Origin of the sequence: Roseateles sp. DAIF2 (assembly GCF_015624425.1) — a bacterium.
Lineage (GTDB): Bacteria > Pseudomonadota > Gammaproteobacteria > Burkholderiales > Burkholderiaceae_C > Kinneretia.
This window is the reverse complement of sequence record NZ_CP049919.1, coordinates 1,666,302-1,691,511: the sequence shown is the minus strand read 5'-3', so window position 1 is coordinate 1,691,511 and position 25,210 is coordinate 1,666,302. Positions and strand designations below refer to the sequence as shown.

The window sequence follows — 25,210 nt, the reverse complement described above, 5'->3', positions numbered from 1 at the left end:
CTGCCGCAGCCGCCGGCCCGCAACGCTTATCCCGCTCTGCGCGGGCTAACTCGTTCAAGCTAGGGCTGCGGCCGCATCCCCTCCAGCAGTGGCACCCAGTCCCGCGTGCCCTCGTAGAGGTGATCGAACAGCGCCTTGATGCGCGGCACCGGGCGCAGCTCGACGCGGGTCAGCAGCCACAGCTCGCTGCGCCAGTCGCGCGGCGGGTCGAACACGCGGCGCAGGCCCGGGTCGGCATCGCCCAGATAGCAGGGCAAGGCGCCGAGGCCGACGCCGGCGCGCACCAGTTGCAGCACATGGACCAGCGAGTTGCTGCGCATCGCGACGCGGCTCGCCAGCCCCTCGCGCTCCAGCCAGCGGGCCGAAGCCAGATGGGACAGCTGCTCGTCGACGCCGACCCAGGGCTGATCGGCGAGCCGGTCCGCGCGCACGCCGCCAAGCTTGCGCGAGCAGTAGACGGTCGCCTCGACCCGCGCGAGCCGGCGCCCGACCAGCGGCTCGGGCGGTTTGCCGCCGGAGCGCAGCGCGACATCGACCGCCCCCTGCAGCACATCGTCCATCGCATTGCCACTGCGAAAACCGAGCTGGACCTGGTGGCGCGTCTGGTAGCTCGCCAGCAACGGCGGCAGCAGCCCCTGCATCCAGGTATCGGCCGCGCTGAGCCGCACCAGCCCGCCGGGCCAGGACTCGCGCCCGCGCAGACCCGCGGTGACGGCCTGCAGCTCGCCGTCCATGCGCCGCGCGAACTCGATCAGCTCGGCGCCGGCGCGCGTCGGCTCGTAGCCGGCGCGCAGGCGCTCGAACAGGCGCATGCCGAGCCGCGCCTCCAGCGCGCGCAGGCGCCGGAACAAGGTCGCATGGCTCAGCGGCCCGGCCTCGGCGGCGGCGGCCAGGCGCCCATGGCGGGCGATCTGCAGCAGGATGCGCAGGTCATCCCAGTCGAGGCCGGAGGGTATCGATACGGTCATTCCTGCAATGCTAGCGTGCATCGACGCCCATCTACGCCGGACCCGGCTTGCCTAGACTGCAGCCATCGCAACCGCCGCCGCTCGCCTCCCTGCCATGTCGATGTACGAAAGCCTGCCCTTCCAGCCCGCATCCGAAGATGAGATCGAGCGCTTGGTCGCGGCCCACCCGCTCGCCACCCTGGTCAGCAGCGAGGCCTCGGGTCGCCTGCTCGCGACGCCGCTGCCGCTGATCCTGCAGCGCGACGCGGACGGCGGCCGCGTACTGATCGGCCATCTGGCGCGCCGCAACCCGCAGCACGAGATGCTCAAGCGCAACCCGCGGGCGCTCGCCACCTTCACCGGCGCGCAAGGCTATATCGCCAGCAGCTGGCTGCGCAACCGCCGCTATGCGCCGACCTGGAACTACGAGTTCCTGCAGTTCGATCTCGAGGTGGCGATCATCGACACGCCCGAAGAAACGCTGTTCGCGCTCGACACGCTGAGCGCCCATGTCGAGGCCCCCTACCCGAACCCCTGGCACAGCGCCGAGATGGGGCCGCGGCGCGAGCAGCTCGCCCAGTACATCGTGCCCTTCCGCGCCCGCGTGCTCGAGACGCGCGCGCAGTTCAAGCTCGGCCAGGGCGACCCGGCCGACGTGACCGAGGACACCCATGCGGCGCTGGCGCGCTACGGCCGATTCGAGCTGGCCGAGGCGATGCGCCGGCATGAGCGGCTGAGCGCGGCGGGACGTTGAAGGAAAGAAAGGCCCTTTGTCCATTGACTTGTGATATTCCCGGCGAGGTCTTGATGGCCCCTGCAACGAGCCGGGTTGCGCCGGGACGCGGGCATGCGCAATTGCTCCGTGTCCCCCGGGCCGCTTTGCGCGGCCCTCCTCCTTGACCTGCGCAATTGCGCATACCCGCATCCCGGCTCCTCCATCGCAAGTTGCTCGCGGAGAAAGTCAGACGCAACGCAAAGCAGGAGGGTGGGTGGGCCTGATGCGGAGGTCAAGGAGGAGGCCGCGAAGCGGCCGGGGGATTGAGCCCGGACACCAGAAGTCGGGTGGACTTCTGGTGCCTGGCGAAAGCCAAGGCCGCAAGGCCCTGGCACGTAGCAGCAGATCTGCCCGCCCTCCTGCGCCCAGATCTTCGCCATCACGGCATCATCAACCAACGCGCAAAGAGCCAAAGAAAAAGGCTCATTTCGCGTTACCTATGGATGACGCGGAGAGCCGATAGCCAGAGCGAGCCAGGACGCGGGCTGCGAGGCAACGAGGCCGAACCGATCCGTTGCTCTGAACCAGCCTAGGTAGCTGGCCAAGTATTTGGTCGCTACGCCGTGGAACCTGTGCAGCCATGCCTTGAGTCGTCCGTGATACGCGTTGACGGTCTGGATGTGCCAAGGCCCCTGGGTTCTCGTTCCAGAGCTCATGTTCAGCGCGTGGTGCTCCACCCCGATCTGGCGCGCTGCCGCGGCCATGGCGGAACTCCCATCGGTACACAGAACAACGTCTGGCGCCAGCAGCGGCCCGAGGGCCGCCGTAAGTTCGGCTTTGCTTGAACGCCCCAGCATGAAGTCCGTGCAGGCGCCCGACCTGTCTTTCGCCACCAGCACCGGGACATGGTCGTCCGAGGTGCCGCGTGTGGAGGACTTGCCGCCGCGTCGGCGCGCCTTGCGCTGAATGGCCCGCTGCCCATTGTTCGAGCGCAAGATGAAGGTCTCATCGGCCTCGGCAATGCCGATCAGGACCTTGGCTTTGACAGTCTGCGCATGAGCCAGGAAACGATGGCGCCAGCGAAACGCCGTGCTGGGTGCCACCTGCAACTTCTTCGCTGCGGCGTGTACGCTCAGACCTTCGTCCAGCACCTGGGCCTGCGCCAGCCACTTGCCCTTGTGACGCAGCCGGGCCATCGCTGTGCCGGTCAAGGCATTGAAGGTCTTGGCGCAGCTCCTGCACTTGTAGCGCTGCAGCCCATCGGCTTGCCCGTTGCGGACCACGCGCTCGCCCTGGCAATGCGGGCACAGCGGCTGATCTGCGATGCGCCTTTCAATGGACTGCACCACCTCGGTCTGCGCACTTTGCCGGAACAACTCGTCACGCACCTTCGCTCTCTGGGCAAACGTCAGTTGGCCCACCAGCGACATCAGCCGCTTCATGTCTCGGTCTCGCATCCCGTTCTCCTGGCTTGCTCGACGCCCATGCGCCGCCAGGTCACTTTGCCCTCCCGATGGCTCACCACGTGAGCCCGTCACGACTTAACGCGAATTGAGCCAAGAAAAAGCCCCGGACAGTTTCCCGTCCGGGGCTTTTCTTTATCAGCGACCTCAGGCTTTACTTCCGCGCCGGCGGCACATCCGTGCAGCTGCCATGCGCCACCTCGGCCGCCAGGCCGATGCTTTCGCCCAGGGTCGGATGCGGGTGGATGGTCTTGCCGATGTCGACCGCGTCTGCGCCCATCTCGATGGCCAGCGCGATCTCGCCGATCATGTCGCCGGCATGGGTGCCGACGATGCCACCGCCGATGATGCGGTGCGTCTCCTCGTCGAACAGCAGCTTGGTGAAGCCCTCGTCGCGGCCGTTGGCGATCGCGCGGCCGGAGGCGCTCCAGGGCAGCAAACCCTTCTTGAACTTGATGCCGCGGGCCTTGGCCTCGTCCTCGGTCACACCGACCCAGGCCACTTCCGGATCGGTGTAGGCCACGCTCGGGATCACGCGGGCGTCGAAGCGCGCCTTGGCCAGCGCCGCGTCGCCCAGCAGTTCGCCGGCGATGACCTCGGCCGCCACATGGCCCTCGTGCACCGCCTTGTGCGCCAGCATCGGCTGGCCCACCAGGTCGCCGATCGCGAACACGTTCGGCACATTGGTGCGCATCTGCACGTCGACCGGCACGAAGCCGCGATCGCTGACGATCACGCCGGCCTTGTCGGCACCGATCTTCTTGCCGTTGGGCGTGCGGCCCACCGCCTGCAGCACCAGGTCGTAGACCTGGGGTTCCTTCGGGGCGCCCTCGCCCTCGAACGTGACCTTGATGCCCTCGGGCGTCGCCTCGGCCGCCACCGTCTTGGTGTTCAGCATGATGTTGTCGAAGCGCGGCGCGTTCATCTTCTGCCAGACCTTGACCAGGTCGCGGTCGGCGCCGGTCATCAGGGTCGGCAGCATTTCCACCACGTCCAGGCGCGCGCCCAGGGTCGAGTAGACCGTGCCCATCTCCAGGCCGATGATGCCGCCGCCGACAATCAGCATGCGCTTGGGCTTGCTGGTCAATTCCAGCGCGCCGGTCGAATCGATCACGCGCGGGTCCTGGGGCATGAAGGGCAGGCGCACCGCCTGCGAGCCCGCGGCCAGGATGATCTTCTTGAACTTCAGCGTCTGGGTCTTGCCGGTCTTCTCCTGACCCTCGCCGCCGGTCTCCTCGACCGACAGGTGGTTGGCGTCCAGCAGGCTGCCGTAGCCGCGCACGACCGTGACCTTGCGCATCTTGGCCATCATCGCCAGGCCGCCGGTCAGCTTGCCGATCACCTTCTGCTTGTGCTTGAGCAGCTTGGGCAGCTCGACGGTGGGTTCGCCGAATTCGACGCCCAGGTCGGCGAAATGCTTGACCTCGTCCATCACCGCCGCGACATGCAGCAGCGCCTTGGACGGGATGCAGCCGACGTTCAGGCAGACGCCGCCCAAGGTGGCGTAGCGCTCGACCAGGGCCACCTTCAGGCCCAGGTCGGCGGCGCGGAAGGCGGCCGAATAGCCGCCGGGGCCGCCGCCCAGCACCACCACGTCGTACTCGCCATCGGCCGCGCCGCTGTAGCTGGCTGCCTGCGGTGCCACCGCCGCCGCAGCGGGGGCGGCGGCAGCAGCGGCAGGCGCCGCCGGGGCGGGGGCCGGCGCTGCGGCCGCGCCGGCCGCGGCTTCCAGCACCAGCACCAGGCTGCCCTGGTTCACCACGTCGCCGACCTTGAGCTTGAGCTCCTTGACGACGCCGGCATGGCTGGACGGGATCTCCATCGAGGCCTTGTCGCTCTCGACCGTGATCAGGCTCTGCTCGACCTTGATCTGGTCGCCGGCCTTCACCAGCACCTCGATCACCGCCACATCCTTGAAGTCGCCGATGTCCGGGACCTTCACTTCAATCGTTGCCATGTCTCGCGCTCCCCTGGCTTACAGCGCGATGCGGCGGAAGTCCGCCAGCAGCGATGCGAAGTAGACATTGAAACGGGCCGCGGCGGCGCCGTCGATCACGCGGTGGTCCCAGCTCAGGGACAGCGGCAGGATCAGGCGCGGCTGGAAGGCCTTGCCGTCCCAGACCGGTTCCGTCGAGCTCTTGCAGACGCCCATGATCGCGACCTCGGGAGCGTTGATGATCGGCGTGAAGTAGGTGCCGCCGATGCCGCCCAGCGAGGAGATGCTGAAGCAGCCGCCGGTCATCTCGGCCGGGCCCAGCTTGCCGTCGCGCGCCTTCTTGGCCAGCTCACCCATCTCCTGGCTGATCTGGAAGATGCCCTTCTTGTCGGCGTCCTTGATCACCGGCACCACCAGGCCATTGGGCGTGTCCGCCGCGAAGCCGATGTGGAAGTAGTTCTTCAGCACCAGGGTCTCGCCGTCCAGCGAGGCATTGAACTCGGGGAACTTCTTCAGCGCGGCGACCGCGGCCTTGATCATGAAGGCCAGCATCGTGACCTTGATGCCCGCCTTCTCGTTCTCCTTGTTCAGGGCGACGCGGAAGGCCTCCAGCTCGGTGATGTCCGCGGTGTCATGGTTGGTGACATGCGGGATCGTGACCCAGTTGCGATGCAGGTTGGCGCCCGAGATCTTCTTGATGCGCGACAGGTCCTTGCGCTCGACCGGGCCGAACTTCTCGAAGTCCACCTTGGGCCAGGGCAGCAGGCCCGGGAAGGCCGCTCCACCACCGGCGGGCGCGGCCGCCTTCTGCGCGGCGGTCTGGGTCGCGCCGGCCATCACGGCCTTGACGAAGCCCTGCACGTCGCTCTCGGTGATGCGGCCCTTGTTGCCGGAACCCTTGACCTCGTCCAGCGGCACGCCCAGCTCGCGCGCCAGCTTGCGGATGCTGGGCGAGGCGTGAGGCAGCTTGCCCTTGGGCGCGGTCGGATCATGGGCGGGCACGGCGGCAGCCGGGGCCGCGGGCGCTGCCGCGGCTGCAGCAGCCACCGGCGCGGGCGCCGGTGCAGCAGCGGCGGCCGGTGCGGCAGCCACGGGAGCCGCCGCGGCCGCGCCACCTTGCGCTTCCACCACGGCGATCAGGCTGCCCTTGGCCACCTTGTCGCCCAGCTTGACCTTCAGTTCCTTCAGCACGCCGGCATGCGAGGACGGGATCTCCATCGAGGCCTTGTCGCTCTCGACCGTGATCAGGCTCTGCTCGACCTTGATCTGGTCGCCCACCTTGACCAGCAGCTCGATCACCGCGACCTCGTCGAAGTCGCCGATATCGGGCACGACGATATTGACCGGGCCGGCCGAAGCGGCGGGCGCGGCCGCGACGGGCGCGGGTGCCGGGGCAGCCACCGGGGCCGGCGCGGCGGCGGCTGCTGCAGCCGGTGCGGGTGCCGGCGCGGCGGCCGCATCGGACTCCAGCACCAACAGCACGCTGCCTTCGTTGACCGTGTCGCCGAGCTTGACCTTCAGCTCCTTCACCACGCCAGCATGCGAGGAGGGGATCTCCATCGAGGCCTTGTCGCTCTCCACCGTGACCAGGCTCTGCTCGGCCTTGACCGTGTCGCCGGGCTTGACCAGCAGCTCGATGACGGCCACATCCTTGACGTCCCCGATGTCGGGCACCTTCACTTCAACCAATGCCATGTTCTTGTCTCCGAGTGCTGCCTTGTCAGGCGTACAGCGGGTTGATCTTGCCGACGTTGATGCCGTACTTCGCAATGGCCTCGGCCACCTTGGCCGCCGGGATCTTGCCCTCGTCGGCCAGGGACTTCAGTGCGGCCACGACCACGTAGTGACGGTTCACCTCGAAATGCTCGCGCAGCTTGGAGCGGAAGTCCGAGCGGCCGAAACCGTCGGTGCCCAGCACCTTGTAGCTGCGGCCGGCCGGCACGAAGGCGCGGATCTGGTCCGCATAGTTCTTCATGTAGTCGGTGGCGGCGATCACCGGGCCGGTGGTGGTGCCGAGCTGCTGCGCGACGAAGGGCACGCGCGGCGTCTCGGTGGGGTGCAGCAGGTTCCAGCGCTCGGCGTCCTGGCCGTCGCGGGCCAGCTCGTTGAAGCTGGGGCAGGACCAGATGTTGGCGTCGACGCCCCATTCGGCCTTCAGCAATTCCTTGGCGGCGATCGACTCGCGCAGGATGGTGCCCGAGCCCAGCAGGTTGACGCTCAGCTTGGCCTTGGGCGCGGCGGCGTCCAGCAGGTACATGCCCTTGATGATCTCGGCCTCGGTGCCGGCCTTCAGGCCCGGCATCGCGTAGTTCTCGTTCAGCAGGGTCAGGTAGAAGAACACGTTCTCCTGGTTCTCGACCATGCGCTTCAAGCCGTTGTGCATGATCACGGCGACTTCATGCGCGAAGGTCGGGTCGTAGGAGATGCAGTTCGGGATCGTGCCGGCCAGGATATGGCTGTGGCCGTCCTCATGCTGCAGGCCCTCGCCATTCAGCGTGGTGCGGCCCGAGGTGCCGCCCAGCAGGAAGCCGCGCGCCTGCATGTCGCCGGCGGCCCAGGCCAGGTCGCCGATGCGCTGGAAGCCGAACATCGAGTAGTAGACGTAGAACGGGATCATCACCCGGTTGTTCGTCGAGTAGCTCGTCGCGGCGGAGATCCAGCTGGCCATGCCGCCGGCCTCGTTGATGCCTTCCTGCAGGATCTGGCCGGCCTTGTCCTCGCGGTAGTACATCACCTGGTCCTTGTCGACCGGGGTGTAGAGCTGACCCTTGGGGTTGTAGATGCCGATCTGGCGGAACAGGCCTTCCATACCGAAGGTGCGCGCCTCGTCGACCAGGATCGGCACGACGCGCGGGCCCAGGGCCTGGTCGCGCAGCAGCTGGGTCAGGAAGCGCACATAGGCCTGGGTCGTCGAGATCTCGCGGCCCTCGGCGGTCGGCTCCAGCACGGCCTTGAAGGTTTCCAGCGAGGGCACGGTGAAGCTCTCGTCGGCCTTGACGCGGCGCTTGGGCAGGTAGCCGCCCAGCGCCTGGCGGCGCTCGTGCAGATAGCGCATCTCGGGCGTGTCGTCCGCCGGCTTGTAGTACGGGATCTTGGGCAGCTCGCTGTCCGGGATCGGGATGCCGAAGCGGTCGCGGATGTACTTGATGTCCTCGTCGGTCAGCTTCTTGGTCTGGTGGACCGTGTTCTTGCCCTCGCCGGCCTTGCCCATGCCGTAGCCCTTGACGGTCTTGACCAGCAGCAGAGTCGGACGCCCCGTGGTGTTGTGGTGCGCCTTGTGGAAGGCGGCGAAGACCTTCTCGGGCTGATGGCCACCGCGGCGCAGCTCGAAGATCTCGTCGTCGCTCATGTGCTCGACGAGCTTGGCGGTCTCGGGGTACTTGCCGAAGAAATGCTTGCGGACATAGGCGCCGTCATTGGCCTTCATGGCCTGGTAGTCGCCGTCGACGGTTTCCATCATCAGCTGCTTGAGCTTGCCGCTCTTGTCGCGCGCCAGCAGCTCGTCCCAGCCCTTGCCCCAGACCAGCTTGATGACGTCCCAGCCGCTGCCGCGGAACTCGCCTTCCAGCTCCTGGATGATCTTGCCGTTGCCGCGCACCGGGCCATCCAGGCGCTGCAGATTGCAGTTGATGACGAAGACCAGGTTGTCCAGGCCCTCGCGCGCGGCCAGGCCGATCGCGCCCAGCGACTCCGGCTCGTCCATCTCGCCGTCGCCCATGAAGGCCCAGACCTTGCGGTTGGCCGTGTCGGCGATGCCGCGGGCATGCAGGTACTTCAGGAAACGAGCCTGGTAGATCGCCATCAAGGGGCCCAGGCCCATCGAGACGGTCGGGAACTGCCAGAAGTCCGGCATCAGCTTGGGGTGCGGGTAGCTGGACAGGCCCTTGCCGTCCACTTCCTGGCGGAAGCTGTCCAGCTGGGCCTCGGAGAGGCGGCCTTCCAGGAAGGCGCGGGCATAGATGCCGGGCGAGCTGTGGCCCTGGATGTAGAGCAGGTCGCCGCCGTGGTTCTCGCTCTCGGCATGCCAGAAATGGTTGAAGCCGGCGCCCAGCATCGAGGCCAGCGAGGCGAATGAGCCGATATGGCCGCCCAGGTCGCCGCCGTCGGCCGGGTTCAGGCGGTTGGCGCGCACCACCATCGCCATCGCGTTCCAGCGCATATAGGCGCGCAGGCGCTTCTCGATCTCGATATTGCCCGGGCAGCGCGCTTCCTGGTCGGCCGGGATGGTGTTCACATAGGCCGTGGTGGCCGAGAACGGCACGTCGATGCCGGCCTGGCGGGCATGGTCGATCAGCTGGTTCAGCAGGAAATGCGCGCGCTCGCCGCCTTCCTCGCCGATGACGGCCGACAGCGCATCCAGCCATTCCTTGGTTTCGAGGGCATCGGTGTCATTGGCGGCGGCACCGAGAAAAGACTGCGGCTGTGCAGACATGCTTGTCTCCTGTTATCGATCGGATCAACCAAGGGAGCCGGCCGCATGCGGATGCGCAGCCCGCCCCGGAATTTAGAGGCATATGCCCAATGGGGTGGCGGGAGTGTCGCACAGCTCTCTTATTTTTTCCAAATAGCGCGACGTCATTTCTTATTGTGAAATTCAAGGGATGACACCGCCCCGCCGCCCCGGGAGAGCCCCCGGATAATCGCCGCATCATGTTTTCCCGCTTCGAACTCAAAAACGCCACACGGCGCGCCTGGCTGCCGGTGCAGCGTCTGGTCTCGACCTGGTGGCGGCGCCAGTCGCCGGCGCGCCAGGACCGGTTCGCCACCCTGGGGCCGCTGATCTCGGTGCTGCTGTTCCTGGCGGCCATCATCCTGGCCTTCTGGTACCTGCGGAACGAGGAGATCGAGCGCGAGGCCGAGGCGGTCAAGCGCGACACCGAGATCGCCCAGCAGCAGATCCGCCTGCGCCTGATCGAGAACCAGGAGCAGCTGGTGCGCATCGCGCGCGAAATCGTCACGCGCCAGATCGATGCCCATGAGTTCAGCGCCCAGGCCAGCACCTTCGCGCGCGAGCGCCCGGAGATCACCCATGTGACCTGGCTGTCGGCCCGGCGCGAGCGGCGCGCCAGCGTCAGCGCCGCCGGCTTCCAGTCCGAGGCCCTGATGTCCGGCGACGGCCGCGACCCCTCGATGCCGGCGGCCGACCAGAGCAACCCGGCCGAGCTGGCCTTCCAGGCCTCGCGCGAGCGCCGCCAGCCGGTCTACTCGACGCCCTTCGGCGACTACAACGGCCTGACCGTGTTCCAGGTCCAGGTGCCGCTGCTGGACCGCACCGGCTTCGCCGGCGTGCTGATCGCCGAATACTCGGTCGAGGCCCTGCTGCGCTACTGGGTGCCGACCGAGGTGGCCTCGCGGCATCCGATCTCGGTGCTCGATTCGCGCGAGCAGCCGGTGGCCAGCACGGTGACGCCGATGCCGGGCCAGCGCCTGCAGCGCGCCTCCATCCTGCACGACGTGCCGCTGGCGCCGGCCCTGAACGGCCTGGTGCTGCGCGGCCAGGGCTACCGGGTCTCGATCGGCCTGATCAGCAACACCCTGTTCTGGATGGTCGTCGCGCTGTCGGTGCTGACGGTCTGGATGCTCCTGGGCACCTGGAAGCACATGCGCCGGCGCCTGCAGGTGCAGAACGCGCTGGCCAGCGAGACCAACTTCCGGCGCGCGATGGAGAACTCCATGCTGACCGGCATGCGCGCGATGGACATGGAGTCGCGCATCTCCTATGTGAACCCGGCCTTCTGCGCGATGACCGGCTTCTCCGAGGCCGAGCTGATCGGCCGCAAGCCGCCCTTCCCCTACTGGCCGCCGGACCGCTACGAGGAGAACCTGCGCCTGCAGCAGCAGGAGGTGCAGGGCCGCAGCCCGGCCGGCGGCGCTGAGGTCAAGGTGATGCGCAAGGACGGCACCATCTTCGACGCGCGCATGTATGTCAGCCCGCTGATCGACCCCAAGGGCAAGCAGAACGGCTGGATGGCCTCGATGACCAACATCACCGAGGCCAAGCGCGTGCGCGACCAGCTCAGCGCCTCGCACGAGCGCTTCACCACCGTGCTGGAAGGCCTGGACGCCGCGGTGTCGGTGCTGTCGGTGCAGCAGGGCGAGCTGCTGTTTGCCAACCGCAGCTACCGCCTGTGGTTCGGCGCCGACCCCAAGGGCCATGCGATGCTGGCCGGCAGTCAGCTGAGCCGCGGCAGCGCCGCGCCGCTCGAGCCGGGCGACATCGACGAGGAGGTGGACGACTACAGCGGCCTGCCCTCGCAGCACCTGACCGAGGTCGGCTCCGATCCGCGCGAGGTCTATATCGACACCCTGGAGATGTGGTTCGACGTGCGCGCCCGCTATCTGCAGTGGACCGACGGCCGCCTGGCCCAGATGCTGATCGCCACCGACATCACCGCACGCCGCCATGCCGAGGTGCTGGCGGCCCAGCAGGCCGAGAAGGCCCAGGTGACGAGCCGGCTGATGACCATGGGCGAGATGGCCTCCAGCGTGGCCCACGAGCTGAACCAGCCGCTGACCGCGATCACCAACTACTGCAACGGCATGGTCTCGCGCGTGCGCGACGACAACATCCGCAAGGAAGACTTGCTCACCGCGCTTGAAAAAACCGCCAAGCAGGCGCAGCGCGCCGGCCAGATCATTCACCGCATCCGCAATTTCGTGAAGCGCAGCGAGCCGCAGCGCCAGTCGGCCTCGGCCCATGCCATCGTCGAGGACGCGGTGGAGCTGGCCGGCATCGAGCTGCGCCGGCGCAATGTCGCGATCCACAGCTATGTGGCGCAGCGCCTGCCGCAGCTGATGGTCGACCCGATCCTGATCGAACAGGTGGTGCTGAACCTCTTGAAGAACGCGGCCGAGGCGATCGACAACGCCAATCTGCCGGTGTCGCGCCGCCACATCGAACTGAGAGTGATCCCTAAACACACGCCCGAGCTGGGCGGTCACATCGAGTTCAGCGTCACCGACATGGGCCCCGGCCTGCCGGAGGAAGTGATCGAGCGCATGTACGAGGCCTTCTTCTCCACCAAGGCCGACGGACTGGGCATCGGCCTAGGGTTATGCCGGTCCATCGTCGAGTCCCACCAGGGTCGGATCCGGGCCGAGAACCTCTACAATGGCGCGTCCATCGTCGGGTGCCGGTTCGCCTTCACCATCCCGGTAGACATCCCGCGCCCCGAGCCCTCGGGGACCGCCATGAACCATGCTGCGACACCATGAGTCTGATTCCGAAGAAGGGTAACGTCTACGTTGTTGATGACGATGAGGCCGTGCGGGATTCCCTGCAATGGCTGCTCGAAGGCAAGGACTACCGGGTCAAGTGTTTCGACTCCGCCGAGAGCTTCCTCTCGCGCTACGACCCGCGCGAGGTCGCCTGCCTGATCGCCGACATCCGCATGGAAGGCATGAGCGGCCTGGAGCTGCAGGACCGCCTGCTGGAACGCAAGAGCCCGCTGCCGGTGGTCTTCATCACCGGCCATGGCGATGTGCCGATGGCGGTGCAGACCATGAAGAAGGGCGCGATGGACTTCATCGAGAAGCCCTTCAAGGAAGACGAGCTGCTGGCCTTGGTCGAGCGCATGCTGGACCAGGCCCGCAACGCCTTCTCGACCCACCAGGAAGCCGCCAGCCGCGACGCCCTGCTGTCGCGCCTGACGACGCGTGAGGCCCAGGTGCTGGAGCGCATCGTCGCCGGCCGCCTGAACAAGCAGATCGCCGACGACCTGGGCATCAGCATCAAGACCGTGGAGGCGCACCGCGCCAACATCATGGAAAAGCTCAACGCCAACACCGTCGCCGACCTACTGAAGATCGCGCTGGGGGCCACGGCCAAGGCCTGATCCACGACCGCTTTCACGAGGCCGCTTCCAGCGGCCTCTTTGCTTTCTGTTTCGGCATCACGTCGCAAGCGACATGAGCCTCATCCAAGCGCAGGACGCGCTTGACGGAGTTTGAAGATGACTGCACAACTGATCGACGGCAACGCCCTTTCCAAGCAACTGCGCGGCGAGGTGGCCGAGCGCGCCGCCGCGCTGACGGCCAAGGGGCTGAAGCCGGGCCTGGCCGTGGTGCTGGTCGGTGACAACCCGGCCAGCCAGGTCTATGTGCGCAACAAGGTCAAGGCTTGTGAGGATGCCGGCCTGCATTCGGTGCTGGAGAAGTACGACGCGTCGATGAGCGAGGCTGAGCTGCTGGCCCGCGTCGAAGCGCTCAACAACGATCCGACCATCCACGGCATTCTGGTCCAGCTGCCCTTGCCCAAGCACATCAACGATCACAAGGTCATCGAGGCGATCTCGCCGGCCAAGGACGTCGATGGCTTCGCCGTCGAAAGTGCCGGCGCGCTGATGGTCGGCGAGCAGGGCTTCAAGGCCTGCACGCCCTATGGCTGTATGAAGATGCTGGAAAGCATCGGCATGAAGGACCTGAAGGGTAAGCACGCGGTCGTGATCGGCCGCAGCAATATCGTCGGCAAGCCAATGGCGATGATGCTGCTGGCCGCCAATGCCACGGTCACCGTCTGCCATAGCGGGACCGCCGACCTGGGCGCGATGACACGCCAGGCCGATGTGGTCGTCGCTGCGGTCGGCAAGCGCAATGTGCTGACGGCCGATATGGTCAAGCCCGGCGCCGTCGTGATCGACGTCGGCATGAACCGCAACGACGAAGGCAAGCTCTGCGGCGACGTCGATTTCGATGGCGTGAAGGAAGTGGCCGGCTGGATCACCCCGGTGCCCGGCGGCGTCGGTCCGATGACGATCACGATGCTGCTGGTCAACACCATCGAGTCGGCCGAGCGCGCCGCCGCGGCCCGCTGATGGCCACCGCCCCGCGCCGCCCCCGACCGCTGCGCGAGGGCGATCTGGTGGCGCTGTGCGCGCCCTCCTCCGGCGTCGAGCCCGCGCTGTTCCCGCGCCTGGAGCGCGCGATCGCTCGGCTGCAGCAGCGGGGCCTGCGCGTGCGCGAGGGTCAGACCTTGCGCCGCGAGCACAAGCAATGCAGCGCACCGGCCGACGAGCGCGCCGCGGAGCTGCAGTCCTTCCTGCTGGACCCCGAGGTCGCCGCCGTCATGCCGCCCTGGGGCGGCGAGCGCGCGATCGAGCTGCTGCCGCTGCTGGACTTCGAGCGTCTGGCCGCGGCCGAGCCGAAATGGTTCAGCGGCTTCTCCGACCTCAGCACCCTGCAGCTGCCGCTGGCCCTGCGCGCCAGCTGGATGAGCCTGCATGGCCCGAATCTGATGGAGCTGGGCGCCGAGGCGCTGGACCCGACCACGGCCGCGCTCTGGCCGACGCTGTTCGACGCCGCCCCGCCCGTGCAGCGCGCGTCCGAGCGCTGGCAGGCCAAGGGCCCCGACTGGCGCGACACGCCCGGCGCCAATCTCAATCTGACCGAGACCACCCGCTGGCGTCGCCTGGATGGTGGCACCGAGCCGCTGCATCTGTGCGGCCGCCTGATCGGCGGCTGCCTGGACACCTTGGGCCGCATCGCCGGCACCGCCTATGGCGATCTGCGCGGCTGGCGCGGCCAGGCGGGCATCGGCCCGCATCTGCTGTTCCTGGAGAACTGCGAGATGGCGCCCTGCGAGCTGCTGCGTGCACTGTGCTCGCTGCGCCTGCATGGCTGGTTCGATGGCGCGGCCGGCCTGCTGATCGGCCGCCATGCGCCGGCGGCGGTCACGGCGCCCGAGCGGCTGAGCCACGAGGAGGCGGTACGCGACGCGCTGGCCGGGCTGGAGGCCCTGCCGGTGCTGATCGACGCCGACATTGGCCATGTGCCGCCGCAACTGTCCCTGATCCAGGGAGAATCGGCCGAGCTGCGCTGGGCGCCCGGCATGCCTGTTGAATTGCATCAAGGCCCCGCCATCTGAGATCACACCCGCCCGCTGACCGGGCCAGATCATCATGACCATGACGACCAATCCGCTGCTGTCCACCGCCCCCCTGCCCGCCTTCGCGAGCATCAAGCCCGAGCACATCCGGCCCGCCGTCGAGGCGCTGCTGGAGCAGGCCCGCGCCGCGCTGGCCACCGCCACCGACGCGGCCACGCCGGCCGACTACGACACCCTGGCCCGCGTGCTCTCGGTCGCGACCGAGCGGCTCTCGCATGCCTGGGGCGCGGTCGGGCATCTGAACGCCGTCGCCAACACGCCCGAACTGCGCGAGGCCTACAACGCGATGCTGCCGGCGGTGACCGAGTTCTACACCGCGCTGGGCGCCGACGAGCGGCTCTATGCCAAGTACAAGGCCATCAATGCCGGAGCCGCCGGCTTGAGCCCGGCGCGCCGCCAGGTGCTGAAGCATTGGATTCGCGACTTCGTGCTCTCGGGTGCCGAGCTGCAGGGCGCGGCCAAGGAGCGCTTCGCCGCGATCCAGGAGCAGAGCGCCGAGCTGGCGCAGAAGTTCTCCGAGCATGTGATGGACGCCACCGACGGCTATGCCTATTACGCGACGGCCGAGGAACTGGCCGGCGTGCCCGAGGACGTGGTCGCCAATGCACGCGCCGCGGCCGAGGCCGAGGGCAAGCCGGGCCACAAGCTGACCTTGCATTTCCCCAGCTACTTCCCGGTCATGCAGTACGCCGCGAACCGCGCGCTGCGCGAGACCCTGTACCGCGCCTATGTCACCCGCGCCAGCGAGTTCGGCGACAAGCCGGAGCTGGACAACAGCCCGCTGATGCAGCAGCTTTTGATGCTGCGCCAGGAGGAGGCGCTGCTGCTGGGCTTCAAGAACTTCGCCGAGGTCTCGCTGGTGGCCAAGATGGCCGAATCGCCGGCCCAGGTGCTGGACTTCCTGCGCGACCTCAGCGCCCGCGCCCGCCCCTTCGCCGAGAAGGACCTGGCCGAGCTGCGCGAGTTCGCCGCCAAGGAACTGGGCCTGGCCGAGCTGCAGGCCTGGGACCAGGCCTATGCCTCCGAGAAGCTGAAGGAGGCCCGCTACGCCTTCAGCGACCAGGAGGTGCGCCAGTACCTGACCGTGCCGCGCGTGCTCTCGGGCCTGTTCGACATCATCCAGCGCCTGTTCGACGTCCGGATCATCGAGAGCCAGGCCGAGGTCTGGCATGAGTCGGTCAAGTTCTACCGCCTGGAGCGCGCCGGCCAACTGGTCGGCCAGTTCTACCTCGACCTCTACGCCCGCCCCGGCAAGCGCCCCGGCGCCTGGATGGACGAGGTGCGCAGCCGCTGGGCCCGCCCGGAGGGTGTGCAGCAGACGCCGGTCGCGCAGCTGGTCTGCAACTTCGCCTCGCCCGCGGGTGACAAGCCGGCGCTCTTGACGCATGACGATGTCACCACCCTGTTCCACGAGTTCGGCCATGGCCTGCACCACCTGCTGACCCAGGTGGACGAGCTGGGCGTCTCCGGCATCTCCGGCGTCGAATGGGATGCGGTCGAACTGCCCAGCCAGTTCATGGAGAACTTCTGCTGGGAATGGGAGGTGCTGCAGCAGCTCTCCAGCCATGTCGAGACCGGCGCGCCGCTGCCGCGCGCGCTGTTCGACAAGATGACCGCGGCCAAGAATTTCCAGAGCGGCCTGCAGACCCTGCGCCAGATCGAGTTCTCGCTGTTCGACATGCGCTTGCACGCCGAACCAGGCCGCGAAGCACAGATCCAGGCCCTGCTGGACGAGGTGCGCTCCGAGGTCTCGGTCAATCCACCGCCGGCCTTCAACCGTTTCCAGCACAGCTTCTCGCATATCTTCGCGGGCGGTTATTCGGCCGGCTACTACAGCTACAAATGGGCCGAGGTGCTCAGCGCCGACGCCTGGAGCGCCTTCGAGGAGGAAGGCGTGTTCAACCCCGCCACCGGCTCGCGCTACCTGCACAGCATCCTGGAAGCCGGCGGCGCGCGCGATGCGATGGACAGCTTCAAGGCCTTCCGCGGCCGCGAGCCCAAGATCGACGCGCTGCTGCGCCACCAGGGCATGGCAACGGCTTGACGTTTTCTTCACGCCGCGCTTCCTAGACTGGGTCCACACCCCATACAGGAGCCCGCCGTGAAGCATCGTCGCCGCCTCAAGACCTTTTTCCTGACCCTGAGCCTGGCCCTGCCCGGGCTCGCCGCCGCGCAGGCGAGTGCCGCCGCGGACAGGGTGCTGATCGTCGTCAGCAGCGAGGGCCGCGATCAGGGCAAGACCCGGCCCGGTTTCGAGATGGACGAGTTCGCCCAGGCCTGGCTGCTGCTGCGCGCCAACGGCCTGGAGATCGATGTCGCCAGCCCGGCCGGCGGCCCGGTGGAGGCCGACCGCTTCGACCCGCAGGCCGACTTCAACGCCCGGCTGCTGGCCGACGCCCAGGCCCAGGCCAGCCTGGCCCGGACCCTGCCCACCGCGGGCCTGCGCGCCGCCGACTACCGGGCCGTGCTGGTGATGGGCGGCAAGGGCGCGATGTTCGACCTGCCCAGGGATGCGGCCCTGCAGCGCCTGATTGCCGCCGTCGACGCGCAGGGCGGCGTGATCGCCGCGGTCTGCCACGGCCCGGCCGCGCTGGCCGAGGTCAGGCGCGCCGATGGCTCGGCCCTGGTGGCCGGCCGCCGCCTGACCGGCTTCACGAATGAAGAGGAAGCGGCCTTCGGCAAGACCTGGGCCGCCCAGTTCCCCTGGCTGCTGGAGGACCAGCTCAAGACCCAGGGCGCGCGCTGGGAGGAGGCCTCGCTGATGCTGCCCAAGGTGGTCGTCGACGGCCGCCTGATCACCGGCCAGAACCCCTTCTCCACCACCGCGATGACCGAGGCGGTGCTGCGCGCGCTGGGCCGCGCGCCCCAGGCCCGAGAGCCCTTCCGCGACGAGGCCACGATGGCGCTGGCGCAGCGCTGGCTGGACGGCGAGCGCGAGCCGGTCCAGGCCCTGCTGGCCGCCAACGCCAAGGCCTACAAGATGGAGCTGATCGCGATGCTGGGCCTGTACCAGTACAAGCAGGCCGGCGACGACGCCAACCGGCGCCAGGGCCTGTCGCTGATGCGGCTGGCCGAGCCGCATTTCAAGCACCCCAAGCTCAGCGAGGCGATCGCCGAGGCGCGCAAGGCGCTCGGCGCATCGAGCTGACCCCGGCCGTGCCAACCACCAGCGCCAAGGTCGCCGCACGCATCCTGGTCGTCGAGGACCATGCCCCGCTGCGCGCCCAGATCGTCACCCTGCTGCAGGGCGCGGGCTGGTCGGTCGAGGAGGCCAGCGACGGGCGCCTCGCGCTGCAGCTGGCGCTGGAGCGGCCGCCCGATGTGCTGCTGCTGGACCTGGGCCTGCCGGGGCTGGACGGCATCGAGCTGTGCCGGCGGCTGCGCGAGCGGGCCGACCGCCATGTGCCGGTGCTGATGCTGACCGCGCGCGACAGCCTGGACGACAAGGGCCAGGGCTTCGCCGCCGGCGCCGATGACTACCTGCTGAAGCCCTTCGCCGGCGAGGAGCTGCTGTGGCGCTGCCAGGCCCTGGCGCGGCGCGGCGAGCTGGGCCGCAGCCCGGTGCTGGAGCGCGGCCCGCTGCGCATCGACCGGCGCAGCACCGAGGTGTGCGGCGCCGAGGGCCAGGTCTTGCCGCTGCCGCCCCAGGCCTACCGCCTGCTGCTGGCCCTGGCCGAGGCCTGGCCGCGCACCGTCACCCGCAGCGAGCTGCAGCAGCAGCTCTGGGCCGACGAGCCGCCCGAATCCGACGCGCTGCGCAGCCATCTCTACACCCTGCGCCAGGCGCTCGGCGCGCAGCAGGCGCTGGTGAAGACCGTGCATGGCGTCGGCCTGCGCCTGGACCTGCCCGGATGAAGTCGGCACCCTACCGTCCGCGCCTGCAGCGCCGGCTGATGCTGGCCTTCGCCGGCTACACCCTGCTGGTGAGCCTGCTGTTCGGCCTGTTCGCGATGACCTTCGTCTACGCGGTGGAGGACGAGTTCTTCGAGAGCGCGCTGAGCCAGGAGCAGCGCCGCCAGCTGGACCACCATGCCGCGCAGGGGCGCTGGACCGAGCCGGCGCAGGACTTCATCCGCCTCTATGCCGCCGGCGCCGCGCTGCCCGCGGATCTGGTGCGCGCACGCGCCGCCGAGCCGCTCTCGCATGAGCTGGCCGGCGAGGACGGTCACCATTACCACCTGCGCCCGCTCGATGAGACAGGCGCCCTGCTGGTGGCCGAGGTCGGCCGCCAGCTGGTGGTGCGGCCGATCCGCGACCGGCTGCTGCTGTGGCTGGGCCTGTGGGGCGCCGGCCTGACCCTGCTGGCCCTGGGCCTGGCCTGGTGGTTGGCGCGCCGCACCGGGGCGCCGCTGGCGCGCCTGGCCGCGCAGGTCGCGCAGAGCCGGCCCGAGCAGCTGCCCATCGGGCTGGCGCGCGACTATGGCGACGACGAGGTCGGCCTCTTGGCCCGGCATCTGGCCGAGCTGAATGCGCGCACCCGCGCGCTGATCGAGCGCGAGCAGGCCTTCGGCCGCGATGCCAGCCATGAGCTGCGCACGCCGCTGGCCGTGCTGAGCATCGCCTGCGAGCGCCTGCTGCCGCGCTGCGCGCCGGACGAGCGGCCGCTGGTGGCCTCGATGCGAGCCAGCATCTGGCAGCTGCAGCAGGCGGTCGAGCTGCTGCTGGCGCTGGCGCGCGACGACGCAGAACCCGCCGGCCCCGCGCCCGCCCTGTCCCTGCTGCCGCAGATCGAGCAGCTGGTGCTGGCCCATGCACCGCTGCTGGACCAGCAGGGCATAGCACTGGAACTCGCGGTCGACGCGCGCCTGACGCGGCCCTGGCCGCCGGCCCTGACCCGGCTGCTGCTGGGCAATCTGCTGGCCAATGCATTGGCGCATCGGCAGTCGGCGCTGATCCGCATCGAGGCCGATGCCGACAGCGTCGCCATCGTCAACGCCAGCGCCGCGCCGCCCGCGGCCCTGCTGGCGGCGGATGCGGCCGGCCGCGAGCCGGGCCTGAAGGGTGAGGCCAGCGCCGGCCTGGGCCTGGGCCTGTCCATCGTGCGCCGCCTGGCCGAGCGCCATGGCCTGCGCCTGCAGCTGAGCCATCGCGAGGGCCTGACCCGCGTCGCCCTGATCCTCACATCCGCTTCACGCCCGCTTTCCTAAGCTGCGCGCCGGTCGACGGCATCGGGCCGCGACGACAAGCCGATCGATCGAGGTTCGGATGCGCATCAGCAAAGGAGTGTTGAAGATCATGGCAAGTCTGTTGGGCCTGGCGGCCCTGATGGGAGCACTCTGGTGGTCGCTGTTCGGGCTCAAGCCCTACGAGATCGACGCGCGGGAACTGCAGCGGCGCTATGCCTACGGCCCGCCGCACGACCTGGCCCTGAAGCTGGCGCCGATCGACCAGGCTCGCCTGACCCAGGACTTCAGCTTCAGCAGCTTTGACGGCGCTACCGTCAATGGCCGCATTCGCTATCCGGCCGACCCGGCCACCGCCGGCGCGCCCTTTCCGCTGCTGATCGCGATGCATGGCATGGGCCGCAGCCATTGGCGCTGGTGGCAGGCCGAGTACAAGGGCGGCAAGACCCGGGAGCACACCCACCAGCTCACCGCACTGGCCCTGCAGCGCGGCCATGCGGTGGTCGCCATCGATGCGCGCCGCCATGGCGAACGCAAAGACCCGAAGGTTAATGTCGAGCAGCTGATGGACGAGCTGCATATCTGGGGCAAGCGCGAGCCCTACGAGGCCATGCTGGTGGACACGGTGCGCGACCACCGGGTGCTGCTGGACTGGGTGACCCGCCTACCCCAGATCGACGCCCGCCGCATCAAGGCCACCGGCTACAGCATGGGCGGGCAGAACGCCCTGTTGCTGGCCGGGGTGGACGAGCGGATCGGTGCCGTGGCCGCCATCGTGCCGATCCTGCTGGACGACAAGCTGGCCGCGGTGGCGGCCAAGAACCTGCTGCCGGGGCTGGCCGACAACCGGGTCTGGCTGCTCACCGCCGACCAGGACGAGTACACCGACAGCGCCCGCTCCCGCGGCTTCTTCGAGGCTCTGCCCGGCGCCGACAAGCAGCATCTGCGCTTCGCCGGCGGCCATCTGCTGCCGGCCGACTATGTGGCGCGGCTGGGCCCCTGGTTCGATCAGCGCTGAGCGGCCAGCGCCTCGATCGCGGCGCGCAGCGCCGCCGGCCGCCGCCATCAAGCCGACGGCGAGCGCTGGCGCGCGATCTGCCGCGCCGGCCATTGCGCCGCCAGCAGCAGCGAGGCCATCAGCCACATCGGCGCGGCGACGAAGGTCGCGGCGGCCAGCACGCCGAAGCCCAGCGGCATCGTCACCGTCGCGCCGTTGGACAGCATCATGCGCAGGCCCAGGGCCTGGCCGTGGTGCTGCTCCGGCGTCACCTGGTGCAGGGTGGCCAGGATCATCGGCTGCACCGAGCCCAGCGCCATGCCCAGGATGGCCGAGCCCAGCAGCAGGCCGGGCGTGCCGGGCAGCCAGGCATAGATGACCAGGACCACGGTGGCCGTGGTCATCGCCAGGCGCAGCGCCTTCAGCTCGTCCAGATGCTGGGCCCAGCGCACGATGGCCAGGCGCACCAGGGTCGCGGCCGCGGCGAAGCTGCCCAGCACCAAGCCGATGCTGGAGGCCGACAGGCCCTTGGCATGGCCCAGCACCGGCACCACGAAGCTGTGCGCGTCCCAGGCCGCCGACAGCACCACATTGAGGATCAGCAGATTGCGCAACGCCGGCTCGCGCAGCAGCTGCCAGGCCGCGCGCGCGGGCCCGGCCGCTGCCTGGGCCGGCACCGGCCGGCGCGGCACATGGCGCACGGCCAGCCAGGCCAGCAGCGGCAGCAGCGCCGAGAAGGCGAAGGCGGCGCGAAAGCCGCTGAAGTCGATCAGCAGGCCGGACAACACCGGCGTCAGCGCATTCGACAGCGCCTGCGACAGCGCCACATAGCCGAACATGCGCTTGAGCTCGGCCGGCGTGTCGGCCATGCGGCCGGCCTCGCGCTGGGTCGCGACGCCGGCCACCGCGGTGGCGCCGCCGTTGAGCAGGCAGCTGAACACGATGGTCGCCAGATTGGGCCAGGCCAGCGCGGCCAGTGCGCCGACCGCAGCCATCACCACCGCCTGGCGCATCGGGCGATGGAAGCCGAAGCGGTCCACCTGGCGGCCGGCCCACAGCGCCAGGAACACCGGCGCCAGCGAGAGCAGGCTCAGCAGCACGCCGACCGTCCATTCGCCATAGCCGCGCTGCAGCGCCCACAGGCTGGCCGCGACCCGGGTGCTGGCCATGCAGGCATGCACCGAGATCATGGTCGCCACCAGCGCCAGCAATGCGCGGCGCTCCCCGGCCTGCGCCGGCGCCATCAGGCCTGCGCCTCGTCGTCGTCCGTGGCCTGGTTCAGCGCCAGCAGCTTGGCCGCCGATTCATCGGGCAGGGCCTCGACGGTCTTGAGCTTGCGCGTCATCGCGCGGGTGCGCACCTCGGCGCTGTCGATCGTGTTGGCGGCCTCTTCCAGCTTCTTCTTGGTCTTGGCCAGCACCTCGCCGAACTTGCCGAACTCGGTCTTGACCGCGCCCAGCACCTCCCAGACCTCGGCCGAGCGCTTCTCCAGCGCCAGGGTGCGGAAGCCCATCTGCAGGCTGGACAGGGTCGCCAGCAGGGTGGTCGGGCCGCACAACATCACCTTGTGCTCGCGCTGCAGCGCTTCCACCAGGCCGGGGCGGCGCAGCGCCTCGGCATACAGGCCCTCGGTCGGCACGAACAGGATCGCGAAATCGGTGGTGTGCGGCGGCGCCACGTATTTCTCGCGGATCGTGCGCGCCTCCAGGCGCAGCCGGCTCTCGATCGCCTTGGCCGCCGCCTCGGCGGCCGGCGCGTCGGCGCGGTCCTGCGCTTCGAGCAGGCGCTCGTAATCCTCACGCGGGAACTTGGCGTCGATCGGCAGCCACAGCGGCTGGCCGTCGTCGCGCTGGCCCGGCAGGCGGATCGCGAACTCGACCCGCTCGCTGCTGCCCGGCAGGGTCGCAACATTGGCCGCGTACTGCTCGGGCGTGAACACCTGCTCCAGGAGGCCGGCCAGCTGCACCTCGCCGAAGATGCCGCGCGTCTTCACATTGCTCAGCACCCGGTTCAGCGAGCCGACGTCGCGCGCCAGATTCTGCATCTCGCCCAGGCCGCGGTAGACCTGCTCCAGGCGCTCGGCCACCTGCTTGAAGCTCTCGCCCAGGCGCTGCTCCAGGGTGGCCTGCAGCTTCTCGTCCACCGTGGCGCGCATCTGCTCCAGCTTCTTCTCGTTGTCCTGCTGGATGGCGGTCAGGCGCTGGTCGACGGCCGCCTGCACCTGGGTCAGACGCTGCTCCTGGCGCTGGCCCAAGAGCTGCAGCTGCTCGCTCAGGGTGCTGGAGAGGCGCGCGCCGGCCGCGTCCTGCGCCTCGCGCGCGGCCAGCGCCTGGCCGCTCAGCGCCTCCTGCAGCTTGGCCAGTTGCACGCGGAAGCTGTCGATCTGTTCGTTCTGGGTGCGCGCCACATCGCCGCCCTGGTGCAGCAGGCTCTGCTGGAACTGCGCCAGGGTCGCCAGCAGCTCCTGGCGGGTGCCGGTAGCGCTGCGCGACAGCTCGTCGCGCAGGCCGCGGTCCAGGCGCTCGCTGGACTGCTGGATCAGCGGCCCCAGCGCTTCCTCGCCCTCCCCGGCCGGCCGGCGCAGACGCGCCCAGACCAGCAGCAGCAACACGAGGATCAGGGTCAGCAGGACCAGCAGCAGGACGTCGACGAGGCTCATGCGAGGCATTGTCTCAGGGCCGTCCTATCATCGTGGCCATGGACCGCACAAGCACGCCGCGCTACACCCGCCACGACGAGGCCCCGCCCGCCGACGCGCAACGGATCGACGCCGAACTGGACGCGTACAACGCGGCCGCGGCCCCGCTGCACGAGGTGCGGGCAATGTCCGTCTTCGCCCGCGACGCCGAGGGCCGGGTGCTGGGCGGCGCGCTCGGCCGCAGCTGGGGCCCCTGCTGCGAGCTGCAGCAGCTCTGGGTCGAGCCCGCGCAGCGCCGCCGCGGCATCGGCGCCGCGCTGGTGCGCGAGTTCGAGGCGCTGGCGCGCGAGCGCGGCTGCCGCATCGCCTATCTGGAGACTTTTAGTTTCCAGGCCCCGGCGCTGTACCGCGAGCTGGGCTATCGCAGCGTGCACGAGCATGCGGTCTATCCGCATGGCATCGTCAAGCACCTGATGCTGCACGAGCTCTGAGCGACGCCGCCCTCAGTGCCGGCGTGCGGACAGCACCTCGGGGTTCAGCGCGGTCGGCGGCGTGCCGCCGGTCAGCGCGGCGATCAGGTTGTCGACCGCCAGATTGCTCATCGCGCGCCGGGTCGGGATCGAGGCGCTGGCGATATGCGGGGTCAGCACCACATTGCGCACCGCCAGCAGGCCCGGGTGCACCGCCGGCTCGCCCTCGAACACGTCCAGGCCCGCGGCCGCGATGCGGTTGGCGGCCAGGGCCTCGGCCAGCGCGGCATCGTCGACCACGCCGCCGCGCGCGATATTGGTCAGGGTCGCGCTGGGCTTCATCAGCGACAGCTCGCGCGCGCCGACCATGTGGTGGGACGAGGGGCTGTAGGGCACGACGATCACCAGATGGTCGGCCTGGCGCAGTAGCTCGTCCTTCTCGACCCAGCGCGCGGCCAGCGGTGCCTCCTGCTCGGGCGCGAGCCGGCTGCGGTTGTGATACAGCACGTTCATGCCGAAGCCCAGGCGGCCGCGCCGCGCGATCGCCTGGCCGATGCGGCCCATGCCGAGGATGCCCAGGGTCGCGCCATGGATGTCGCTGCCGGCGAACATGGTCACCGACCATTGCTTCCATTCCCCCGAGCGCAGGCAATGCTCGCTCTCGGCCAGGCGCCGCGCCGCGGCCATCATCAGCGCGAAGCCGAAGTCGGCGGTGGTCTCGGTCAGCACGTCCGGCGCATTGCTGACCAGCACGCCGCGCAGGGTGCAGGCCGGCACGTCGATGTTGTTGTAGCCCACCGCCATCGTGCAGACCGCCTTCAGCTCCGGGCAGGCCTTCAGCAGCGGCGCGTCGATCTTCTCGGTGCCGGCCACATAGACACCCTGCTTGCCCTGCAGGCGCCGGATCAGCTCCTCCTGCGGCCAGCTCTCCTCGCCCTCGTTGGTCTCGACCTCGAAATGCGCGCGCAGGCGCTCGACGATGTCGGGGAAGGTCTTGCGGGCCACCAGGACCCTGGGCTTGTCGCTCATGAGTTGCTC

At 69.2% G+C, this 25,210-nt stretch carries 19 protein-coding genes; 11 read left to right on the top strand and 8 right to left on the bottom strand.

Translation table 11 applies throughout. From position 1 onward, the window contains the following. Positions 1-59: 59 nt before the first annotated feature. Positions 60-968: a LysR family transcriptional regulator gene (locus G8A07_RS07850; protein WP_195796490.1), complete on the bottom strand. Its 909-nt coding sequence runs from the start codon at positions 966-968 to the stop codon at positions 60-62. Positions 969-1,062: 94 nt separating this feature from the next. Here G8A07_RS07850 and G8A07_RS07845 point away from each other — a divergent pair, with 94 nt between their 5' ends. After that, complete coding sequence (locus G8A07_RS07845) at positions 1,063-1,701, top strand: FMN-binding negative transcriptional regulator (RefSeq protein ID WP_195796489.1); 639 nt, start codon at positions 1,063-1,065, stop codon at positions 1,699-1,701. Positions 1,702-2,159: 458 nt separating this feature from the next. Here G8A07_RS07845 and G8A07_RS07840 read toward each other — a convergent pair whose 3' ends face one another. The 4 genes from G8A07_RS07840 to aceE all read right to left on the bottom strand — a co-directional run bounded on the left by G8A07_RS07840 (position 2,160) and on the right by aceE (position 9,493). Then, complete coding sequence (locus G8A07_RS07840; protein WP_195796488.1) at positions 2,160-3,119, bottom strand: IS1595 family transposase; 960 nt, start codon at positions 3,117-3,119, stop codon at positions 2,160-2,162. A gap of 160 nt (positions 3,120-3,279) precedes the next feature. Next, entirely contained in the window at positions 3,280-5,082 is a 1,803-nt protein-coding gene (gene lpdA, locus G8A07_RS07835; protein ID WP_195796487.1) for a dihydrolipoyl dehydrogenase, read from the bottom strand. Between the two features lie 18 nt (positions 5,083-5,100). Then, entirely contained in the window at positions 5,101-6,756 is a 1,656-nt protein-coding gene (aceF, locus tag G8A07_RS07830) for a dihydrolipoyllysine-residue acetyltransferase (RefSeq protein WP_195796486.1), read from the bottom strand. A 25-nt stretch (positions 6,757-6,781) separates the two neighbouring features. Then, positions 6,782-9,493 (bottom strand): pyruvate dehydrogenase (acetyl-transferring), homodimeric type, encoded by a 2,712-nt coding sequence (gene aceE / locus G8A07_RS07825; protein WP_195796485.1) that lies wholly within the window; start codon positions 9,491-9,493, stop codon positions 6,782-6,784. Positions 9,494-9,711: 218 nt separating this feature from the next. Here aceE and G8A07_RS07820 point away from each other — a divergent pair, with 218 nt between their 5' ends. The 9 genes from G8A07_RS07820 to G8A07_RS07780 all read left to right on the top strand — a co-directional run bounded on the left by G8A07_RS07820 (position 9,712) and on the right by G8A07_RS07780 (position 21,085). Next, positions 9,712-12,276 (top strand): PAS domain-containing sensor histidine kinase, encoded by a 2,565-nt coding sequence (locus G8A07_RS07820; RefSeq protein ID WP_195796484.1) that lies wholly within the window; start codon positions 9,712-9,714, stop codon positions 12,274-12,276. Beyond that, entirely contained in the window at positions 12,273-12,896 is a 624-nt protein-coding gene (locus G8A07_RS07815) for a response regulator transcription factor (protein WP_195796483.1), read from the top strand. Before G8A07_RS07820 ends, G8A07_RS07815 begins: the two co-directional genes overlap by 4 nt. Before the next feature lie 117 nt (positions 12,897-13,013). Further along, complete coding sequence (gene folD, locus G8A07_RS07810) at positions 13,014-13,874, top strand: bifunctional methylenetetrahydrofolate dehydrogenase/methenyltetrahydrofolate cyclohydrolase FolD (protein WP_195796482.1); 861 nt, start codon at positions 13,014-13,016, stop codon at positions 13,872-13,874. Beyond that, complete coding sequence (locus G8A07_RS07805) at positions 13,874-14,923, top strand: S66 peptidase family protein (protein ID WP_195796481.1); 1,050 nt, start codon at positions 13,874-13,876, stop codon at positions 14,921-14,923. The genes folD and G8A07_RS07805 overlap by 1 nt, the downstream gene beginning before the upstream one ends. A gap of 34 nt (positions 14,924-14,957) precedes the next feature. After that, positions 14,958-16,988 (top strand): M3 family metallopeptidase, encoded by a 2,031-nt coding sequence (locus tag G8A07_RS07800; protein ID WP_195796480.1) that lies wholly within the window; start codon positions 14,958-14,960, stop codon positions 16,986-16,988. A gap of 57 nt (positions 16,989-17,045) precedes the next feature. Next, positions 17,046-18,092 (top strand): type 1 glutamine amidotransferase domain-containing protein, encoded by a 1,047-nt coding sequence (locus G8A07_RS07795; RefSeq protein ID WP_213086250.1) that lies wholly within the window; start codon positions 17,046-17,048, stop codon positions 18,090-18,092. 8 nt (positions 18,093-18,100) lie between these two features. Beyond that, positions 18,101-18,799, top strand: coding sequence for a response regulator transcription factor (locus G8A07_RS07790; protein WP_195796479.1), 699 nt, complete (start codon positions 18,101-18,103; stop codon positions 18,797-18,799). Continuing rightward, positions 18,796-20,091, top strand: coding sequence for a HAMP domain-containing sensor histidine kinase (locus G8A07_RS07785; protein WP_195796478.1), 1,296 nt, complete (start codon positions 18,796-18,798; stop codon positions 20,089-20,091). The genes G8A07_RS07790 and G8A07_RS07785 overlap by 4 nt, the downstream gene beginning before the upstream one ends. Before the next feature lie 88 nt (positions 20,092-20,179). Beyond that, the gene (locus G8A07_RS07780) at positions 20,180-21,085 is read left to right on the top strand and encodes a dienelactone hydrolase family protein (protein ID WP_213086249.1); all 906 of its coding nucleotides are present in this window, start codon (positions 20,180-20,182) and stop codon (positions 21,083-21,085) included. Between the two features lie 47 nt (positions 21,086-21,132). On the opposite strand, the gene G8A07_RS07775 is transcribed toward G8A07_RS07780, so the two are convergent. Then, positions 21,133-22,308 carry an MFS transporter gene (locus G8A07_RS07775; protein ID WP_195796476.1) on the bottom strand — a complete coding sequence of 392 codons (1,176 nt, stop codon included), beginning with the start codon at positions 22,306-22,308 and terminating at the stop codon, positions 21,133-21,135. Continuing rightward, positions 22,308-23,723, bottom strand: coding sequence for a DNA recombination protein RmuC (locus tag G8A07_RS07770; protein ID WP_195796475.1), 1,416 nt, complete (start codon positions 23,721-23,723; stop codon positions 22,308-22,310). The genes G8A07_RS07775 and G8A07_RS07770 overlap by 1 nt, the downstream gene beginning before the upstream one ends. Before the next feature lie 38 nt (positions 23,724-23,761). Between G8A07_RS07770 and G8A07_RS07765 the strand changes: the two genes are divergently transcribed. Continuing rightward, positions 23,762-24,193 carry a GNAT family N-acetyltransferase gene (locus G8A07_RS07765; protein WP_195796474.1) on the top strand — a complete coding sequence of 144 codons (432 nt, stop codon included), beginning with the start codon at positions 23,762-23,764 and terminating at the stop codon, positions 24,191-24,193. Positions 24,194-24,205: 12 nt separating this feature from the next. Here the strand turns inward: G8A07_RS07765 and G8A07_RS07760 are convergent, their stop codons facing one another. After that, entirely contained in the window at positions 24,206-25,201 is a 996-nt protein-coding gene (locus tag G8A07_RS07760) for a D-glycerate dehydrogenase (RefSeq protein ID WP_195796473.1), read from the bottom strand. Positions 25,202-25,210: the final 9 nt, after the last annotated feature.

Bases quoted from the DNA above. Each gene is read 5' to 3' on its own strand.
- aceE (WP_195796485.1), bottom strand. From the start codon at position 9,493: ATGTCTGCACAGCCGCAGTCTTTTCTCGGTGCCGCCGCCAATGACACC.
- G8A07_RS07775 (WP_195796476.1), bottom strand. From the start codon at position 22,308: ATGGCGCCGGCGCAGGCCGGGGAGCGCCGCGCATTGCTGGCGCTGGTG.
- G8A07_RS07840 (WP_195796488.1), bottom strand. From the start codon at position 3,119: ATGCGAGACCGAGACATGAAGCGGCTGATGTCGCTGGTGGGCCAACTG.
- G8A07_RS07760 (WP_195796473.1), bottom strand. From the start codon at position 25,201: ATGAGCGACAAGCCCAGGGTCCTGGTGGCCCGCAAGACCTTCCCCGAC.
- G8A07_RS07815 (WP_195796483.1), top strand. From the start codon at position 12,273: ATGAGTCTGATTCCGAAGAAGGGTAACGTCTACGTTGTTGATGACGAT.
- lpdA (WP_195796487.1), bottom strand. From the start codon at position 5,082: ATGGCAACGATTGAAGTGAAGGTCCCGGACATCGGCGACTTCAAGGAT.
- G8A07_RS07805 (WP_195796481.1), top strand. From the start codon at position 13,874: ATGGCCACCGCCCCGCGCCGCCCCCGACCGCTGCGCGAGGGCGATCTG.
- G8A07_RS07820 (WP_195796484.1), top strand. From the start codon at position 9,712: ATGTTTTCCCGCTTCGAACTCAAAAACGCCACACGGCGCGCCTGGCTG.
- G8A07_RS07765 (WP_195796474.1), top strand. From the start codon at position 23,762: ATGGACCGCACAAGCACGCCGCGCTACACCCGCCACGACGAGGCCCCG.
- G8A07_RS07770 (WP_195796475.1), bottom strand. From the start codon at position 23,723: ATGAGCCTCGTCGACGTCCTGCTGCTGGTCCTGCTGACCCTGATCCTC.
- G8A07_RS07785 (WP_195796478.1), top strand. From the start codon at position 18,796: ATGAAGTCGGCACCCTACCGTCCGCGCCTGCAGCGCCGGCTGATGCTG.
- G8A07_RS07845 (WP_195796489.1), top strand. From the start codon at position 1,063: ATGTCGATGTACGAAAGCCTGCCCTTCCAGCCCGCATCCGAAGATGAG.
- G8A07_RS07780 (WP_213086249.1), top strand. From the start codon at position 20,180: ATGGCAAGTCTGTTGGGCCTGGCGGCCCTGATGGGAGCACTCTGGTGG.
- aceF (WP_195796486.1), bottom strand. From the start codon at position 6,756: ATGGCATTGGTTGAAGTGAAGGTGCCCGACATCGGGGACGTCAAGGAT.
- folD (WP_195796482.1), top strand. From the start codon at position 13,014: ATGACTGCACAACTGATCGACGGCAACGCCCTTTCCAAGCAACTGCGC.
- G8A07_RS07850 (WP_195796490.1), bottom strand. From the start codon at position 968: ATGACCGTATCGATACCCTCCGGCCTCGACTGGGATGACCTGCGCATC.
- G8A07_RS07800 (WP_195796480.1), top strand. From the start codon at position 14,958: ATGACCATGACGACCAATCCGCTGCTGTCCACCGCCCCCCTGCCCGCC.